Annotated in this window: 13 protein-coding genes; all 13 read right to left on the bottom strand. The window is 38.1% G+C overall.

Annotated elements, in window-relative coordinates; all coding sequences use genetic code 11:
• Position 1: 1 nt before the first annotated feature.
• On the bottom strand, positions 2-1,447 hold the full coding sequence (locus tag WDM69_RS01110; protein ID WP_078307267.1) for a phosphomannomutase: 1,446 nt from the start codon (positions 1,445-1,447) through the stop codon (positions 2-4).
• Between the two features lie 54 nt (positions 1,448-1,501).
• On the bottom strand, positions 1,502-3,268 hold the full coding sequence (gene pgi, locus WDM69_RS01105; protein WP_078307554.1) for a glucose-6-phosphate isomerase: 1,767 nt from the start codon (positions 3,266-3,268) through the stop codon (positions 1,502-1,504).
• Positions 3,269-3,345: 77 nt separating this feature from the next.
• Positions 3,346-4,233 carry a UTP--glucose-1-phosphate uridylyltransferase gene (locus WDM69_RS01100; RefSeq protein ID WP_078307265.1) on the bottom strand — a complete coding sequence of 296 codons (888 nt, stop codon included), beginning with the start codon at positions 4,231-4,233 and terminating at the stop codon, positions 3,346-3,348.
• A 136-nt stretch (positions 4,234-4,369) separates the two neighbouring features.
• A complete protein-coding gene (locus tag WDM69_RS01095) occupies positions 4,370-5,728 on the bottom strand; it encodes a glycosyltransferase family 2 protein (RefSeq protein ID WP_158077873.1) in 1,359 nt (452 codons plus the stop codon).
• A gap of 87 nt (positions 5,729-5,815) precedes the next feature.
• Positions 5,816-6,988: a nucleotide sugar dehydrogenase gene (locus WDM69_RS01090; RefSeq protein WP_078307261.1), complete on the bottom strand. Its 1,173-nt coding sequence runs from the start codon at positions 6,986-6,988 to the stop codon at positions 5,816-5,818.
• 23 nt (positions 6,989-7,011) lie between these two features.
• Complete coding sequence (locus WDM69_RS01085; protein WP_205760107.1) at positions 7,012-9,057, bottom strand: glycosyltransferase; 2,046 nt, start codon at positions 9,055-9,057, stop codon at positions 7,012-7,014.
• A gap of 158 nt (positions 9,058-9,215) precedes the next feature.
• Positions 9,216-10,880 (bottom strand): glycosyltransferase family 2 protein, encoded by a 1,665-nt coding sequence (locus WDM69_RS01080; protein ID WP_338755507.1) that lies wholly within the window; start codon positions 10,878-10,880, stop codon positions 9,216-9,218.
• Entirely contained in the window at positions 10,855-11,076 is a 222-nt protein-coding gene (locus WDM69_RS01075; RefSeq protein WP_338755506.1) for a hypothetical protein, read from the bottom strand. Before WDM69_RS01075 ends, WDM69_RS01080 begins: the two co-directional genes overlap by 26 nt.
• A gap of 32 nt (positions 11,077-11,108) precedes the next feature.
• Entirely contained in the window at positions 11,109-12,839 is a 1,731-nt protein-coding gene (locus tag WDM69_RS01070; protein WP_078307257.1) for a hypothetical protein, read from the bottom strand.
• Positions 12,840-13,063: 224 nt separating this feature from the next.
• Positions 13,064-13,966, bottom strand: coding sequence for a succinate--CoA ligase subunit alpha (gene sucD / locus WDM69_RS01065; RefSeq protein WP_078307256.1), 903 nt, complete (start codon positions 13,964-13,966; stop codon positions 13,064-13,066).
• Between the two features lie 69 nt (positions 13,967-14,035).
• Positions 14,036-15,202, bottom strand: coding sequence for an ADP-forming succinate--CoA ligase subunit beta (gene sucC / locus WDM69_RS01060; protein WP_078307254.1), 1,167 nt, complete (start codon positions 15,200-15,202; stop codon positions 14,036-14,038).
• A 148-nt stretch (positions 15,203-15,350) separates the two neighbouring features.
• Entirely contained in the window at positions 15,351-16,808 is a 1,458-nt protein-coding gene (gene lpdA / locus WDM69_RS01055; protein WP_078307253.1) for a dihydrolipoyl dehydrogenase, read from the bottom strand.
• Between the two features lie 124 nt (positions 16,809-16,932).
• On the bottom strand, positions 16,933-18,174 hold the full coding sequence (gene odhB, locus WDM69_RS01050; RefSeq protein WP_078307252.1) for a 2-oxoglutarate dehydrogenase complex dihydrolipoyllysine-residue succinyltransferase: 1,242 nt from the start codon (positions 18,172-18,174) through the stop codon (positions 16,933-16,935).
• Positions 18,175-18,330: the final 156 nt, after the last annotated feature.

Here is an 18,330-nt window from a genome sequence, read left to right as displayed (position 1 = left end):
CTTAAACCAACACCCCACCTTGTCCTTCAATCCATTCGCTGATTTCAGTCACTTTGTCTTGTAATAAGGCAGCATCACCTTGGGTTTCAATGTTTAAACGCATCAATGGCTCAGTGTTGGACACACGCAGATTAAACCGCCAGTCACCAAAGTCTAAGCTTAAGCCGTCAACCGTGCTTTTGCTTGGATTGGCATGAGCATACTGCTTCTCAAGACGCCAAATGATGGTGGCACTGTCAATGTCAGTTAAACGAAAATTCATCTCACCTGAGCTTGGATACCGCTCAATCATCGCTCCGACAAGCTCAGACAGTGATTTGCCTGACACCGATAACAGCTCAATGGTTAACAACCAAGGAATCATACCACTGTCGCAATAATGAAAATCACGGAAATAATGATGTGCCGACATCTCACCACCATATACCGCTCCATGCTCACGCATGACTTGCTTAATGAACGAATGCCCAGATTTGCTGATGACCGCTTGCCCCCCATTGTTTTCAATGATGGCTTGAGTGTTATAAATCACTCTTGGGTCATAAACAATGCTTTCACCTGCATATTTGTGTAAAAATGCCTGTGCCAACATGCCCACCACATAACTTCCTTCAATAAACTGACCTGTTTCATCAAAGAAAAAACACCGATCAAAATCCCCATCAAAAGCAATCCCTAAATCCGCCCCATGTGCCTTGACCGCTGATGTGGTGCTGTTACGATTGGCAATGATCATGGGATTAGGAATGCCATTGGGAAAACTGCCATCAGGCTTATGATGCACCTTAATGATATCAATGGGAACATGGGCAGTTTGTTTTAAGCGTGCTTCAATGGCATCAACCACAGGGCCTGCACTGCCATTACCTGAGTTAATCACCAGCTTTAATGGTGCTAAGTTATCAACATCAATGTACGTCAATAAATGCTCGATATAGGCGGATTTGTCATCTTTTAGGGCATACTCACCTTTTTTATCGACCGTTTTAAAGTCGCCTTGCTCAGCGATTTTTTTAATGTCGACAAGCCCTGTGTCCGCACTGATGGGGCGAGAACCTTCACGCACCAGTTTAAGACCATTGTAATTGATGGGATTATGACTGGCAGTTACCTCAATGCCACCCATGGCATGATGATAACTGGTGGCAAAATACACCTCTTCTGTGCCTGTCATACCAAGGTCGATGACGTTGACACCCGCATCTTGAATGCCCTGAACACAAGACTGCTTAAGCTCAAGACTAGATGGGCGAATGTCACAGCCGATGACGATGGATTGAATAAGCTTGTCATCATGTTGTCGTGATGTGTCAAATTGCGACAATAATATTTGAGCAAATGCCCTTCCAATACGATAAGCAATACCAGTGTCTAAATTAACACCCAACTCACCACGAATATCATAAGCTTTAAAAGATGACATGGTCATGGGAGAAAAATGGGGCATATACAAATTTCCAAAGTCGTTAATATCGTTAATATCATCATTTTACTGATGATGTTATTTTATTGTTTGTGATTGTTGTTGCTTGATGTGGCTTAACAGCTGTTGTGTAGACGCATCAAACACCCCATCAGCCACTTGATTGTGTTTATTTGTTATCAACTGTTGATACACGTCATCTGCCACTTTTTTGCCCATTTCTACCCCCCACTGATCAAAAGGATTAATGTGCCAAATCGATGCCATCACATACACTTTATGCTCATATAAAGCGATTAACATGCCTAAATTATGCGGTGTCAATCTATCAATCAGTAACGTTGTGGACGGTTGGTTACCATGATAATGACGAAATTTCTGCACCTCATCTTGAGTAACATCATCATCTTGAATGACAGAAGATTGATTGGCGGCATTACCAAATGCCAGCACTCGACTTTGTGCCAAACAATTAGCAAGACTTAACTGATGTTGCTCTTTTAGATTCACACGATTGGCATGTTTCATGTTATCATCACCATGTCCATCATGGTGTTTCACGTTATCCGTGACTGTGTCATCATAGCGATTGACACAGGCGATGAAATCACAAGATACCCGTTGTGTGCCTTGATGCAACAGCTGATAAAACGCATGCTGAGCATTTGAGCCAATTTCCCCCCATAAAATCGGACAAGTGGCAAAACTCACAGGATTGCCATCGATGCTCACCGACTTACCATTGCTCTCCATTTCTAACTGAGTAAGATAGCTGGGAAAATAAGTTAGCCGTCCATCATAGGGCAATACCGTATGAGCATTGATGCGTAAAAAAGTTGCATTCCACACGGCCAACAAGCCCATCAAAACAGGCAAGTTTTGCGTGAATGGTGCTTTGGCAAAATGCTCATCCATTGCATTTGCCCCAGCCAATAACGCTCGAAATTGTTCCATACCCACACGCACTGCGATTGCCAAGCCAATCGCTGACCACAGAGAAAAACGACCACCCACCCAATCCCAAAACTTAAGTTGATTGTCAGGGTGGATACCCCACGCACTGACCTTTGATAAATTGGCAGAAATGCCAATAAAATGCCTACGTAAAGCGGCAGCTTCAGTGGTGAATTGGCAAAGCCATGCCAAAGCACTCTTGGCATTGGATAAGGTATCCACTGTGGCAAAAGATTTTGATGAGATGATAAATAGGCTGGTTTCTGGATTAAGATGTTTGAGTAAACTCTCCAGCTGACTGCCATCCATATTAGAAACAAAATGCACACGAATGTCCGTATCCGCCCACTCTTGTAATGCCGTTGTTACCATCAAAGGGCCTAAATCTGAACCACCCACGCCCAAATTAACCACATCAGTTACCGCCTTACCTGAATAGCCACGCCACATGCCACTACGAATGCGGTTTGCCATGTCCGCCACTTTATCTAAGCTGTCATGCACGTCATCAGTAATGCCATCAATGATGCCATCATTAACCAAATCAGCATTGGGCTGTTTGGGTAATCGCAACGCCGTGTGTAAGGCAGGACGGTTTTCGCTTGAGTTGACTTTTTTACCTGATAACAAATCACAAATACGCTGACGTAAGTTACAACTGTCTGCCAATGCCAACAAGGCACTCATGATGTCATTGTCCACCAACTGCTTGCTGTAGTCCATATACAAATCTGCCAAAGATGCTGAATATACTTTGGCACGGTCGCTTTGCAGCGCAGTCACGGGTGTGTTAGCTGACACGTTGTTTTGAGCAAATAGTTTGCTTAGGTTCAATGGGCGTTTGGCATGTGCCACTAACTGTTGCCAAGGCAAACCATCGATGGCAGACATGACTGCCTGACGGTCTTGTGTCCGATTTGCGTTATTTATCATGTTTGGATGGCTGTTTAAATGACCATTTGAAATGGCTATCTGGCAAATATGTGTTTAGAAAAATAATCAAAAGCTTGTAGATAACTTGGCATGTCACCAGCATCAAAGCTTTTACCCACCATGGTTGTTACACTCACACCTTGAGTTTGAATAAGGGCATCAACGGCATCAGTGAGTTGGATTTCACCACCAACGCTCGGCTGTGTCTTAGCAAGGTAATCAAAAATATCATTGGTAAACACATAACGCCCCACCACTGCCAAACGAGAGGGGGCATCTGCCAATGCTGGCTTTTCCACAAACCCTGCCACAGCAAAGCTGACATTCATGTTGCTGTTGCCATCACCATTGCCATCGGTAGATAAGTCAGGTTGCTTCTCACCCAATTTGGCAATGCCATATTTAGACACATCATCATCAGCCACCTGACTCACCAAAATCTGCGACTGCCCAGTTTTATCAAAGACTTTAAGCATATAAGCCAAATTGTCTTTGGTCATATCAGTAACAAAAGGGTCTAACAACACATCGGGCAACAGCACAGCAAATGGCCTATCACCAATAATGGAGCGAGCTTGTAATACCGCATGCCCTAACCCCAATGGCTCACCTTGCCTGATGGCAGAAATCTGCACATCTTTAGGCAACCAGTTTAAGCCATCTGCCAATGCGTCTTTGCCTTTGTGGCGTAATTGACTGTCTAACTCACTGTTCATATCAAAGTAATTTTCTATCGCTTGCTTTTGTGGGTGAGTAACCAACACAATGTGTTTGATACCAGCATCAATTGCTTCTTGCACCACATAGTGAATGGCAGGTTTATCCCCAAGTGGCAACATCTCTTTGGGAATGGACTTAGACAAGGGCAACATACGTGTGCCAAAACCTGCAACGGGAATGACAGCGTGGGTAATTTTAGACATAAAGAAGACTTCTTTTGATGATGGGTGAGATGAAATAAATTATCCCATTATAACCAACCAAAGTTTGAAGTCCAAAGGTTTATGGTTTATTAAATAAAAAAGTAAATGAACCAAAATCACCTAGAATAGAACATCATCATAACAAGCACTTTCTTACTATTGTACGATTTACATCAATAGACTTAGGTACAGCAAAAGGGGACTGTTGTTTAATTTGCTGCTCAATCGGTGGCATTTTTACAAATTTACCCTGATTAATCTGTTCAATGTGCCACAATCGCCAATTTTCCCAATAATCCAGTCTAGTTAATGCCGAATTTGTATTAAACACCCCATAAGTACTTGAATTCATCAATGAACCACACCGATGACTGCCTAAGGTCAATGGCTTTTTAATGACACAAATTCTATCTTTACCATATATCATTTTTAGGCGTTGCCAAAACTCACTATCTGCACCTGTCCTTGCCATATGCCATAACCCCGTATCTGCTATAACTTGCCTTAACCGAAACATCGGTGAAGCAGGATTTTGGCGAAAAAATGGATAACACTGTCTAGCATAATACAGCCCACCATCATCAAACTTAAGCCAATATGATGTCGTTACCATCAAATGTGAATTCTCAATCAATGGCAAAACTTGTTCAGCGATTTTTTGTGGGTGAGCCCAATCATCAGAATCATGGCATGTTAGAAACACACCAGTAGCGTATTTTGCACCTATATTTTTTGCTACAAATGTACCCACATTCTCTGGCAGAGTGATAAGCAAAATTCTAGAATCCAACTTTGCCATCTGTCGCACCATATCAACCGTACCGTCTGTACTGGCATCATCAACAACAATAATCTGGATATTTTTCCAAGTTTGCCTTATCAAACTATCCAAACAAGCTTCAATGGTTTGTTCAGCTTGATAACAAGTCACAATAACTGAAACTTTATTATTGGCTGATAACAGGCAGAAACTATTATTTTTAGATAATTCTTTTGATACTATATTAAATACTGAAAAACCCAAACTAGAAGTCTTAAGTTTTACAGTATGCAACTGATGATTTAATAAAATTTTATTAAATATCGATAACTTATCAGATAATAGTCCAAGATTATTTAACAAACAAATACCATTTATATGATTATTTAAATATAAAAATAATTGTTCATTTGATAGATTAAGTTTGAATAAATCATCTTGACAAGCAACTGATAAAAAATAATATAAATAATCAGGGTCAGCCAAATCCCTTGGATTCTCCATAAAAAAGTAACGATAAAAATTTGGAAAAAAACCAATGGTTTCTTTTATCAATTCAAGTCGGTAAGGCTTATATATTTTTATAGTTAGATAGTATCTTATTTGACGGCATGCTACCTTAGATGATAACTGACGACGTTTTATCTTAGCAATGGTAATAACCACACAACTACGAGGGTGAGGAATAACCCAAGCTTGATTAGCAACCGTACGGTACAAACCTAGCCTATTCATTCGCCACAGCTCTCTTGGTGAACACGGTGTCTTAAGATATTTATACAATCGATACTTCTGCATTAAAGCCACTAAATAACCATTAAATTACAAGTCACTTCCTGATAAATCACGAGTAAATACCTTATCTATGCTATCTTGCAACTCTTCAGCCAAGCGGTTGGCAATAATAATATCACTAACCATCTTAAAATTCATTAAGTCTTTGGTTACCTTAGAATTTAAAAAAGTATCTACCTTCATATTGGGTTCATAGATAATAACATCAACACCTTCAGCTTTAATTGATTTAATAATGTCTATTACAGCAGATTCTCTAAAATTATCTGATCCTGCTTTCATAATCAAACGATAAATACCAACAGTAGTCGGTTTTCTTTCCAAGATAGACTTTGTCAAAAACTGCTTTCTAGTCTGATTAGATGTAACAACCGCTTGAATAAGATTTTGAGGAATATCCTTATAATTTGCTAATAACTGCTGGGTATCTTTTGGTAGGCAATAACCACCATAACCAAAAGAAGGATTATTATAATAATCACCTATTCTATTATCTAAGCACACTCCTTTAATAATATCAGCAGTATCAAGGTTATGTACCTTAGCATAAGTATCCAGTTCATTAAAAAAAGCAACTCTAAGCGCTAAATAAGTATTGGCAAATAACTTAATGGCTTCTGCCTCTGTATTTTCAGTCAATAAGATATCAATATTATCTTTTATAGCACATGATGCCATCATATGGACAAATTCTTTAGCACGCTCAGATTTTTCACCAATAATAATCCGAGAAGGATAAAGATTATCATATAATGCTTTACCCTCACGTAGAAATTCTGGTGAAAAAATAATATTGTCTGAATTAAATTTCTGCTTAATTTTCTCTGTAAATCCAACAGGAATAGTTGATTTGATGATAATTAAAGCATGTGGGTTAACTGATAAAACATCTGCTATCACAGATTGCACACTGCTAGTATTAAAAAAATTAGTCTGCTCGTCATAATTGGTTGGGGTTGCAATTATAATATAGTCAGCATCTTGATAGGCTTGCTGTTTATCTAATGTAGCGATTAAATTAAGCTTTTTATTTACTAAAAAACTCTCAATTTCAACATCATCAATGGGTGATTGACGTTGATTAATTTTTTCAACCGTATCAGCATTGATATCTAACGCAATAACATGATATTTTTGTGCTAACAATACAGCATTAGATAAGCCAACGTAACCTATACCTACAATAGTAACGTTTTTCATATATAATATTACCAATGGCCAATTTATAAGATTTTAAGAGGGTTTTTATTTGAAAAACGAAATTTCCTACTCTCTTTATCATCATCTGTTTCATCATAGGAGTAATTATTCATACCTTGTCGTTTCAAGGCATTATTTACTACTAAAAAATGATTTTTCTTTTGAATATCAAGCTTTTTAATAGAGGTATTTTCTGTATGTAGTGTTCGATTATAACATATTTTATTAATATGCTTAAACTTTCCAACCTCACTAAGCTTTAAATACATATCATAATCCACTGCATTCTCTATAGTTTCATCAAATCCAGTAGTTATTTTCCAAGCACGAATTGTAAACATTCTAAAATGATGTAAAATCATTGCCGTCATCAGTTTTTCTCGAGAAAATTCAGGCCAATTATATCCATCAGCTATAAGACTACCATCTTTATTCACATTACGATTGGTGGTATAAACACAAACTAAATTTCTATCTGAAAAAAATTCTCTTAAACATAATGCAACTGCATCAGGCTCAAGATAATCATCAGAATCTAACTGACCAATATAAAATCCTCTACACATATTGACTGCGGTATTTGATGCTTTTGCAATGCCACTGTTCTCCTGAGTGATAAACCTTACCCTTGGATGGTCAGTATAATGTTTTTCTAATACTTCTAATGTTTTATCAGTAGAACCATCATTACAAATACAAACTTCTAAATCCGTAACTGTTTGATTTAACGCACTCTCAACACATCTAATAATACTATCTTGGCAATTATATGCAGGTATATATATCGAAACAAGAGGTATGGTTTTTATCACTGCTGTCTCAATTGAGGCTAACTTACGATAAAAATAAGGAATTTTACGTTCAATAATTTTACGGGTAATGGCTTGGCCCGCTGAACGTTCCGTTTCATTTTCTTTACCTGGTGGCTCTTGATGATATGCCATCGCTCCATCTAGAGAGCAAAAAAAACACCCTTCACGATAAAGTCGATAACCAAACTCATTATCTTCTCCACCCCAATGAGTAAACTCTTCATCAAACCAACCTGACTTAGACAACCATTTCTTATCAAATGCAACATTACCACCACTAAAAAATCGAAATGGTGTATTACACAATCTGAGGTTATCAGTTTGCTCAAAATGATTTAAACGCCAATCTTTAGAAATACCATCTGACGATGATGTACTGATACTATCCGATTTTACAGGTAACAGAGTTTCAAATATATTTTCATGTTCAAGGACTTGTTTAATATCCAAATGATGGCTGTCTATATACTTCCTTGGACCAATATAGGCAATATCATTATCATCAATCAAAGCTTTAATATAATTATCTACCCAATAAGGATTCGCTGCCATATCACAATCTAATATTGCTATAAAATCATATTTGGCTGTTCGAATCCCTAAATTTCTAACCGCACATAACTGATATCCATAATCTTTTTGGCGTACATATTTAATATCCAATTTATGCTCAAAATTTCTAATAACCCTAGAGATGTCTTCTGAACTACCATCGTCTGCCACAATAATTTCATAAGAGAAATGTGTTCTTTGCTTAACTAATGATGCCAATGTAATTGATAAAATTTTTGAACGATTAAATGTAGGAATAATAACACTTAATCCTTGCCTAGATTTGTCATAACTTTTTCTATTTCCATCTTTTTTATAAGACTGATACCATACATAATCATTTGTAGAATCAGGCAATGCAGGTAAAATCAAATCTTTTGGCCATTCTTTTGGAATTTTAACAGGTTTTACAGCAGCATCTTTAGAAATTTGGCGATTAATAACAGATATTTTTTCAAGTATTGCATTTCTTTCTTGTGCTTGCAATGTTGCATTCTCATTATCAAGCAAAATTTTTGTATTATTGTCTAAATATCTTTTAAATTTTCTTGCTTCTTTTTTATTACATTCTATTCTATCTATACAGCTTTGAATATTTGCGTTAACTAACGTAATGTCATATTTATCTGCTAATTTAAGATAAATTTGTAATGCTTGCTCATAATCACCACTATTAAATAGTCTATTTGCTTGTATGAAACTCATATTAATCATCTCTCCTTTTATAAGATTTTCTAAGTTTATCCAATAACAAAATCTGTGTTTTGAATAAAAATAGCTATAGAATATGACATTATGACCTTAATGTATGAGTTTATTAGCTAGTATATTTTTTAAATCACCAAAGGTTGATTAAATACATATCAAGAATCATAAAATAATAATATTGGAATTTTCGGAAGTTTTTCTAATAAAGCTGATGAAAAATTTAACTCACCATAATCAATATATTCATTTAAACGATATTTATGTGCTAAATTTGTCTGCGTAGAATCATTTAATTTAAATTCTTCAAATAAAGTTGAAGTATCCTTTTCCATCTCTTGTAACCAACGATCATGACGCATAATAGCAATTTGTGCTAAATGTCGCTTCTTACATTCTATTGCAAAAAATATATCTGACATACCTGTACATGCAAAACTATTTAATTGAAATCCATGAAATAACTTAGTGTTAAAGGCTATTGTTCCTGTACCTAATACATGAACAAGTTTGTCTGATTCTAACGACTTATAAAAAGAAAAAACTTTTCTTCTGCTAGAAAAATATCTATCTAAATCTTTTGGTAAAGTCATTCCATGAATACCAATGACAACTTTATCGTCATAATAGTTTAATTTTTTTATCATTGTATTAACATAATCTAAAGGATAAATTATATCGTCATCTACAGCAAAGTAATACGCATCTTTATTTGATGCAGCCAATTTCTCTAACATGATAAATTTACCATTATCACGCAATATGCCTTTTTTAGTTGACTGGTTTACTGTAATCTTTGAGTGATTTAAAAAATCAGGTATTTTGGCGTATCCATCTAAATAAACATAAATTTGGTCGCACTGATTTATTAGGGAGCCTATAACCCGTTTTAACTTTGATTCTCTTTGAGGAATAGAGCAAATATTAATATATACAGGTATGGTTGGATTTGCTAATTTAGTCATATCCTCATAAACTGGTAATACATCACGTATCACAGGAAATACAAATGTATTAACAAATTTAGTCATGCTACTTTTTTGATGCTGTGTAAATGTTTTAATATAGTCAGATCTTGATTTAGAATATTTCTGAAAGAAGCCACCCCCCCCCCCTTGTTTCTCATCCATTTCTATCATATCTGAAATTAAAGAACCAGCTCTCATGGTATTAAAATATAACGGCTGACTAATATCTATTATGTTTTGTTTTTTATAATATGATTTCATTCTATTATAAAATTCATCATCTGATGCTTTGGTAGTACAATTAAAAAAACCTATTTTGTTAAATACAGATCTTTTTATACCCAATGTTATTAGACCTAACTTATAATCATATTCATCAACTTTAATAATATTACAACTAATTGGGTCTATACGTGCATAAGCAGTTCTGACAGCAATTTTATTAGGATTATTTTCTAAGGCTTGAAGTGATATTTCAATCCTATTACGATGGCAAACATCATCACTATCATGAAAAAATATCACATCTCCCTTAGCATGTAAAATTCCTAAATTTTTTGCAAAATAAGTACCTAGATTATTATTCAGTTGTAAGTATCTAACTTTTTTGTGCGTAGTGCTTAATCTATGTAAAATTTTAATCGTATTATCTTGACTATAATCATCAACTATAATAATCTCTATATTTTGGTAGGACTGATCTAGCAAAGAATTTACAGCACTTTCTATATATTGTTCTGAATTATGGCTTGTCATGATAACAGAAACAAGTGTATTACTTTGGAATTTTGGCAACGATTTATAATAATCATTAACTTGCTGTATAAGATTAAACACCGTATTTTTTTTTCTCATATTCTGCTGAGATTGTATTTGCTGAAATCGTATTTACGTTAATATTTTTCTCATCTTCATGTATTTTATCAAGACATTTGTTAATATTAAATTCAACAACTTTATCACCTAAAATAGTACCTATTTTCCGATAAGCCTCTAAAGCTTGGTCATATTTCCCATCATCATATAATTTTTTAGCATCTGAAAAATTCATTCTATCTGCTTCCTCTTTTGATGTTTTTTATCTTATTTTCTAAAATCTATCAATTCTTCTACCAACTTGATAGGTAATTTAAATGTTTTATTTGGCGACTTTATCCCATCTACCAATGTCTTACCCAATCGATACGATAAATGCTTTTTCACTTTTTCAGCTTCACTGGCATCTTGGTAAGCTTCCAGTGGTGGCAACTCGTCAACTGGCTTATCTTTTTGAAACGTACGATATTCTTTTGCCAGTGCTAATGGCAAAACCGCTAAATCTTTAACAGATTTAGAATGGCTCACCATTGTCGCACCTAGGCGATAGGGTAAATCAGTTTTCACTCTATCTACTGCACCATAATACACTGACATAGTAGGTTCAGTGGGTTCATTTATTGAAGTATTTTTTTTTAATTGCTGATTTTCAAGATAATATTTTTCTAACTCTTCTTGTACTTTATGGAGTTGTGTGATAAGTAATTCATTTTCTCTTTGTACCGTATCTGTCTGTGCTGTTTTATTTTGTGCTAACTGGGTATTTAGTGTCTGAATTATTGATTTCTCGTCAGCTATCTGTTTATCTTTTTGAGCAATTTGTTTTTTTGCTTCCATGAGCTGTTGGTTAAGTTGAACGTTATCTTGCAACTTTTTAGTCAGTTCATTGGTCTTCTTTTGATTTTCACTAACTTGAGCTTGTGCATTGGCAATTTGTTTATCCTTTTCGGTAATTTGCTTTTTGATTTCTTCTAACTTTTGTTGTGCCTGTTCGGTATTTTTTAGTTTTTGGATAAGTTCATCAGAAATTTTTTGGTTTTCGATAAGTTGGGTATGTTGTTTTTTATTTTCTAAATAATATTTTTCTAGCTCTTCTTGAACCTGATGTAATTGAGTAAGAAGCAGTTGATTTTCTTGCTCTACTTTGGAAAAATTAACCTTTTGAGATTCTAATTGCTCAAGCTGTTTTTGTATCTCTTCATTTTTATAATTCAATGCTAAAGTCTGTTGTGATTGTTTAGTAAGCTCTTCATTATACCATGCTACTAGCCTAGACAGATTGTGTTGACTGTCACTTACAGCAGATTTTGTCATCTTTAGCTTTGCTTTTTTGAGTAACTTTTCGTATACAATCAGTATTTCTGGATATGCTTTGATGATTTCTTCGGTCAAAATCCGTCTGCTGATATTTTCTTCCCCATTTTCTATACGTTCTATGGGTAATTGCCATGCACTTTTAAGTTGTAATATTGTATTAACAGATTGGATTTGTGTTTTTGAGTTACCGATACTTTTAGTGGCAGCTTGACCCTCCAAAAGTATGGCATTATCACCTAAACTTTCATATGTCATGAGTAATTTATTATGGTAATTAATCCAGTTCTCTATCAGGTTATCAAGTATACTAACGGTTATTTCTTTTTGCGTTAATCCGTCTAATAAATATTTGGGGTGGTCAAAAACTAAAATAAATCGGCTATCTTGCTCAAGTTTTGCCCAATAATTCATTGCGAATAGGTTATCAGGATGATTCCAACCCCATTCTTCTTGGGATAGATTACTTAGTAACAAATCAACCGCCAAGTTATCTGCTAATTTATTGTTATCTAATAAAATTCCTGGTCTATCTGAGATTTTTTTTAATGATTCAGATACCAATTGAGCAGTGATTTGATGATTTAATGATGCGAGCGGTTTATTCAACCCTCCTTGATACAATTTATCCATTAATTCTTGTGAATATGATGATTCATGTCCTGCTTGTATAATGATTGTCATTACCATGCCTATAATCTAATAGATGCCACACTAGCATAACCACTCCAAGAAATTCACCCAAATCTACTTGAGAGCAAATTTAGCGGTAATGATGTGGTATTTTATTTTTGGAAAAGTACATACTTTTGAAAAAGCATATTCCCCATTCAAATAATGCTATTTAAATGGAGATATACTCTAATCTAAAATCCTATCATTCATAACATTGATAAACAAACATCTGTCTACCAACCTGTCACTTCTTTCACCTTTTCACCAATCTTAGATGGGTCACGAGTATAGGCGATGCCAGCATCTTCAAAGGCTTTAAATTTCTCTTCAGCAGTGCCACTGCCACCAGAGATGATTGCCCCAGCGTGTCCCATGCGTTTGCCTTTTGGTGCAGTTACGCCAGCGATATAGCCAATGACTGGCTTAGTAACGTTACCCTTGATAAAGGCAGCCGCTTCTTCTTCGGCAGTGCCACCAATTTCACCGATAAGCACAATGGCTTCAGTCTGTGGGTCATCTTGAAACAGTTTTAGGGCATCGATTTGGTTCATACCCGGAATGGGATCACCACCGATGCCAATACAAGTGGATTGACCAAAACCCAGTTTGGTGGTCTGAGCAACCGCTTCATAGGTCAATGTGCCAGAACGAGAGATGATGCCCACTTTGCCTTTTTGGTGAATGTGACCGGGCATGATGCCAATCTTGCATTCGCCTGGGGTGATGACACCTGGGCAGTTAGGACCAACCATACGCACGATGTCTTCACCTTTGGCAACTAAGTCTGCGTTATGATTTTCTAGGTAGCGTTTGACTTTCAGCATGTCCATGGTAGGCACGCCTTCGGTGATGATGACCACCAATTTGACACCTGAGTCGATGGCCTCGATGGCTGAGTCCAGCACAAATGGGGCTGGCACATAGATAACAGATGCGTTTGCTCCAGTGGCTTTGACCGCTTCATTCATGGTATTAAATACTGGCAAGTCTAAGTGTGTTTGTCCACCTTTACCTGGGGTAACACCACCAACGATTTTTGTGCCGTATTCGATGGCTTGTTCTGAGTGGAATGTGCCATTTTTACCAGTAAAACCTTGTACCAACACTTTGGTGTCTTTATTAATCAGTACACTCATTATTTTCTCCCATTCTTTTGTATGATGACGTTTTGCATGATGATGTTTTGTGATGCTTTCATATGACCATTAGGCTTTGACAGCATCAACGATTTTTTGGGCAGCGTCAGACAGGCCTTGAGCAGAGATAAGTTGTAGCCCTGATTCGTCCAATAACTGAGCACCTTTTTCAGCATTGTTGCCCTCTAGGCGTACAACGACAGGAACTTTAACGTCCACTTCTTTTACCGCTGCGATGATGGCTTCAGCAATCATGTCACAGCGAACGATGCCACCAAAGATATTAATCAATACACCTTGTACGCTGTCATCTTCTAGGATAATTTTAAAGGCTTCAACCACACGCTCTTTGGTTGCACCACCACCCACATCTAGGAAGTTGGCTGGTTGGCCACCATAAAGCTTGATGATGTCCATGGTTGCCATGGCAAGACCTGCTCCATTGACCATACAACCGATGTTGCCCTCTAAGGCGACATAATTAAGCTCAAATCCAGAAGCCTTAAGCTCACGCTCATTTTCTTGCGAAGTATCTCGCATTTGTGCAATTTTTGGTAGGCGATATAAGGCATTTGAATCAATACCGATTTTGCCATCAACACAAGCAAGCTCGCCATTTTCACGCACTGCCAATGGGTTGATTTCAAATAGGGCAAAGTCATTATCCACAAACGCTTGATAGGCCCCTGTCATGATTTTGACAAACTGATTGACTTGCTTGCCTTCTAAGCCAAGCTTAAATGCCACTTCACGTGCTTCAAAGGGCAATAGACCAATCATAGGGTCAACGCTGATTTTAAAGATTTTCTCAGGTGTTTCTTCTGCCACTTTTTCAATTTCAACACCACCTTCAGTTGATGCCATAAAAGTCACACGGCGGGTTGAGCGGTCAACCACCGCACCCAAATATAGCTCGGTCTGTACAGGATACATGTCTTCGGCAACCAACACAAAGTTAACTGGTTGACCATCAGCATCAGTTTGGTAAGTTACCAAGTTTTTACCGATAAGCTCTTCGGCAACTTGTTTGGCTTCTTCACGGCTTTTGACCAGTTTTACACCACCAGCCTTACCACGACCACCAGCATGCACTTGGGCTTTAATGACCGCAACATCTGTTGGGGTTTTATCAAACGCATCGGCAGCTTCATCACCATTATGGGCGATGATGCCTTCTTGAATGGGTAGGCCATAAGATTTTAGTAAGTTTTTGGCTTGATATTCATGTAGATTCATTGAGAGTGTCCTTTTGTCTTTTTGATTTTAATTCATGTGGTTTTCATGTGGCTTTAATGAAACTCCATACACAGTTAAACCACGATGATAAGCGTCCTATCATGATAAGGATTGGTGTGATAAACATGGACATGATAGGCGCTGGGCATTATTTATTGCGTTTTTTGCGTTGAATGGCATGAATGGCTCTGCCATCTGCTGATAATGCTGCTTCGTGTACCGCTTCTGAGACAGTTGGGTGAGCAAAGGTCATCAACTGTAAGTCTTCAATGCTAGAGACAAATTCCATGGCTATCATACCTTGGTGAACGATGTCTCCTGCACCAACGCCAACCATGTGCATGCCAAGCAGGCGGTCAGTTTTAGCATCTGCCACCACTTTGACCAGACCCATGCCTTCACCTTGTGCTAAAGCACGACCATTTGCCGCCAAGCTAAACGTGCCTGTCTTCACTTCATGACCTTTTTCAATGGCTTGTTGTTCGGTCATGCCAACCCAGGCAATCTCTGGATGCGTATAAATCACGCTGATGATGGTGTCATAGTTGACTTGTGGTTTCTCACCATGAATGCGTTCAACCGCCATCATGCCTTCTTCCATGGCTTTATGAGCAAGCATGGGTCCACGCACCAAGTCACCAATGGCATACACACCGTCAAGGTTGGTTTTACATTGGTCATCAACTTCAACCAAACCACGATCGGTCATTTTTACACCACTGTTTTCACCAAGCAATTTTTCTGAATAAGCACGACGACCCACACAGACTATCAGTTTATCAAAAGTGTCTGTACTACTTTCACCACCTTTTTCACTGGTTACTTCTACTTGGCCATCTTTGACTTGGGCATTGGTAACCTTGGTATCCACACGGATATCCAGACCTTGTTTTTTGAGCAATTTACCAGCTTCTTTGGCAATTTCATCATCTGCTGCTGCCAAAAACTCAGGCATGGCTTCATACACCACCACGTCACTGCCCAAACGACGCCACACTGAGCCAAGTTCCAAACCGATGACTCCTGCCCCAATCACACCCAAACGCTTAGGCACTTCAGCAAACTCTAATGCCCCAGTTGAGTCAACGACATACTCGCCATCAGTTTTGGCAACAGGAATCTCAATAGGGACAGAACCTGCCGCTAAAATGACGTATTTGGCAGTGATGCTTTGGGCTTCTTGTGACTCATCTAATGGGGTAAAGGTGATTTTTTTGCTATCGCCTTTACCATCTTCAAGCGTACCTACGCCTTGTAACCAGTCAACACCGTTGCCTTTTAATAAAGCAGCCACCCCACCAGTTAACCCTTTAACAATGTTGTCTTTACGTTGCAACATTTTTTTGACATCGATACTGACATCACCTGTGCTGATGCCGTGTTCACTAAGCTCATGTTGAGTGGCTTCATAACGGTGTGAGCTGTCTAACAAGGCTTTTGATGGGATACAGCCGACGTTGAGACAAGTACCGCCCAAAGCAGGCTCACCTTTATGTACTCGTTTTTCGATACAGGCAACACTCATGCCCAATTGACCCGCACGAATGGCGGCTTCATAACCACCAGGACCACCGCCGATGACGACCAAATCATAACTGTTTTTCATGGTTTTTCCTTAAAATTTTAAAATAACGTATTATCTATTTTATCTATAACATATGACCAATCACATTACTCACATTACAATGAACAGATTGCCAGATTGCCATGAGTACCATCAGTCTCAAACATCATAAGTCCAATAATAACATGGTTGGGTCTTCCACCAACTCTTTAATGATAACCAAAAACTGTACCGCATCTTTACCATCAATCAGACGATGGTCATAAGACAACGCCACATACATCATCGGTAAAATTTTTACCTCACCATTAACCGCCATGGGACGTTCATTGATGGCGTGCATGCCTAAGATGGCAGTTTGTGGTGGATTTAAAATGGGAGTTGACATCAAAGAGCCAAACACACCACCATTGGTAATGGTGAATGTGCCACCCGTCATTTCGTCCAATGATAACTTGCCATCACGAGCTTTATTGGCATACTGACGAATGCCATCTTCAACATCTGCCATGCTCATGCGATCAGTGTTACGTAAGACAGGCACAACCAAACCACGGTCAGATGACACCGCCACACCCACATCATAATAGCCATGATAGACGATATCATCACCATCAATCGAAGCATTAACCGCTGGGAAGCGTTTTAAGGCTTCAGTGGCGGCTTTAACAAACAAGGACATAAAGCCCAATTTTACCCCATGACGCTTTTCAAACTGGTCTTTGTATTTACTACGCATGTCCATCAGTGGCTTCATGTTGATTTCATTAAACGTGGTCAACATGGCGGTGTCATTGGTGGCGGCCAGCAAGCGATTGGCAACTGTCTTACGCAAACGAGTCATTGGCACACGCTTTTCAACACGCTCACCAACTGAGTCAGCAACTGGACGCCCACTGTCAGATTTGATGTTGCTGTCTGCTTTTAAGGTTGGTGATTTCATGTCTTCTTTGGTAACACGGCCGCCACGACCACTGCCTTGTACGTCAGCAGGGTTAATACCTGTCTCACGGGCGGCCTTACGCACCGCTGGGCTACCTTCAGCATTGATGTCTGTGGGTGTGTTGCCATCATCTTTGGCAGGAGAATCTTGGTTGGCTTTTGGTTTGTCAGCTTGGGTATCTTTTGCTTGGCTGTCTTCAGTTTGGCTGTCATCGGGCACAGAGCCTGTTGCACCTGCTTCAAATTGGGCTATCAGTTCAGCTGATTGTACCGTTTCATCCACACCTTTAACGATTTTGGTGAGCACACCATCATCAGGGGCAACAACTTCTAAGACCACTTTATCAGTCTCAATCTCTGCCAATACGTCATCACGATTGACTTGCTCACCTTCACTGACATGCCACTCAACAATCGTGCCATCAGCAACGGACTCTGGAAATACGGGGGCTTTGATATCTGCCATGAAAGGCTCCTTTGAAAATTTTTTTAAATGATAAGATTGTTGGTCAATTCAATGATTGTGTCTATTAATTCACTGACCACTGATTTACCGACCATACGTTTCAAGCACCATTGAATTAAGAAATCGAATTAAAAAGTCATGATTTAAAAAATACCA

This window comes from Lwoffella lincolnii (genome assembly GCF_037201985.1).
Classification (GTDB): domain Bacteria; phylum Pseudomonadota; class Gammaproteobacteria; order Pseudomonadales; family Moraxellaceae; genus Psychrobacter; species Psychrobacter lincolnii.
This window is presented reverse-complemented; position numbering and strand designations above follow the sequence as displayed.

What these genes read in the sequence shown, in the direction of transcription:
- WDM69_RS01085 (WP_205760107.1), bottom strand. Translation starts at nt 9,057, where the DNA reads ATGAGTTTCATACAAGCAAATAGACTATTTAATAGTGGTGATTATGAG.
- WDM69_RS01075 (WP_338755506.1), bottom strand. Translation starts at nt 11,076, where the DNA reads ATGAATTTTTCAGATGCTAAAAAATTATATGATGATGGGAAATATGAC.
- WDM69_RS01080 (WP_338755507.1), bottom strand. Translation starts at nt 10,880, where the DNA reads ATGAGAAAAAAAAATACGGTGTTTAATCTTATACAGCAAGTTAATGAT.
- WDM69_RS01110 (WP_078307267.1), bottom strand. Translation starts at nt 1,447, where the DNA reads ATGCCCCATTTTTCTCCCATGACCATGTCATCTTTTAAAGCTTATGAT.
- WDM69_RS01095 (WP_158077873.1), bottom strand. Translation starts at nt 5,728, where the DNA reads ATGAATAGGCTAGGTTTGTACCGTACGGTTGCTAATCAAGCTTGGGTT.
- WDM69_RS01100 (WP_078307265.1), bottom strand. Translation starts at nt 4,233, where the DNA reads ATGTCTAAAATTACCCACGCTGTCATTCCCGTTGCAGGTTTTGGCACA.
- WDM69_RS01090 (WP_078307261.1), bottom strand. Translation starts at nt 6,988, where the DNA reads ATGAAAAACGTTACTATTGTAGGTATAGGTTACGTTGGCTTATCTAAT.
- WDM69_RS01070 (WP_078307257.1), bottom strand. Translation starts at nt 12,839, where the DNA reads ATGACAATCATTATACAAGCAGGACATGAATCATCATATTCACAAGAA.
- sucD (WP_078307256.1), bottom strand. Translation starts at nt 13,966, where the DNA reads ATGAGTGTACTGATTAATAAAGACACCAAAGTGTTGGTACAAGGTTTT.
- lpdA (WP_078307253.1), bottom strand. Translation starts at nt 16,808, where the DNA reads ATGAAAAACAGTTATGATTTGGTCGTCATCGGCGGTGGTCCTGGTGGT.
- sucC (WP_078307254.1), bottom strand. Translation starts at nt 15,202, where the DNA reads ATGAATCTACATGAATATCAAGCCAAAAACTTACTAAAATCTTATGGC.
- pgi (WP_078307554.1), bottom strand. Translation starts at nt 3,268, where the DNA reads ATGTCTGCCATCGATGGTTTGCCTTGGCAACAGTTAGTGGCACATGCC.
- odhB (WP_078307252.1), bottom strand. Translation starts at nt 18,174, where the DNA reads ATGGCAGATATCAAAGCCCCCGTATTTCCAGAGTCCGTTGCTGATGGC.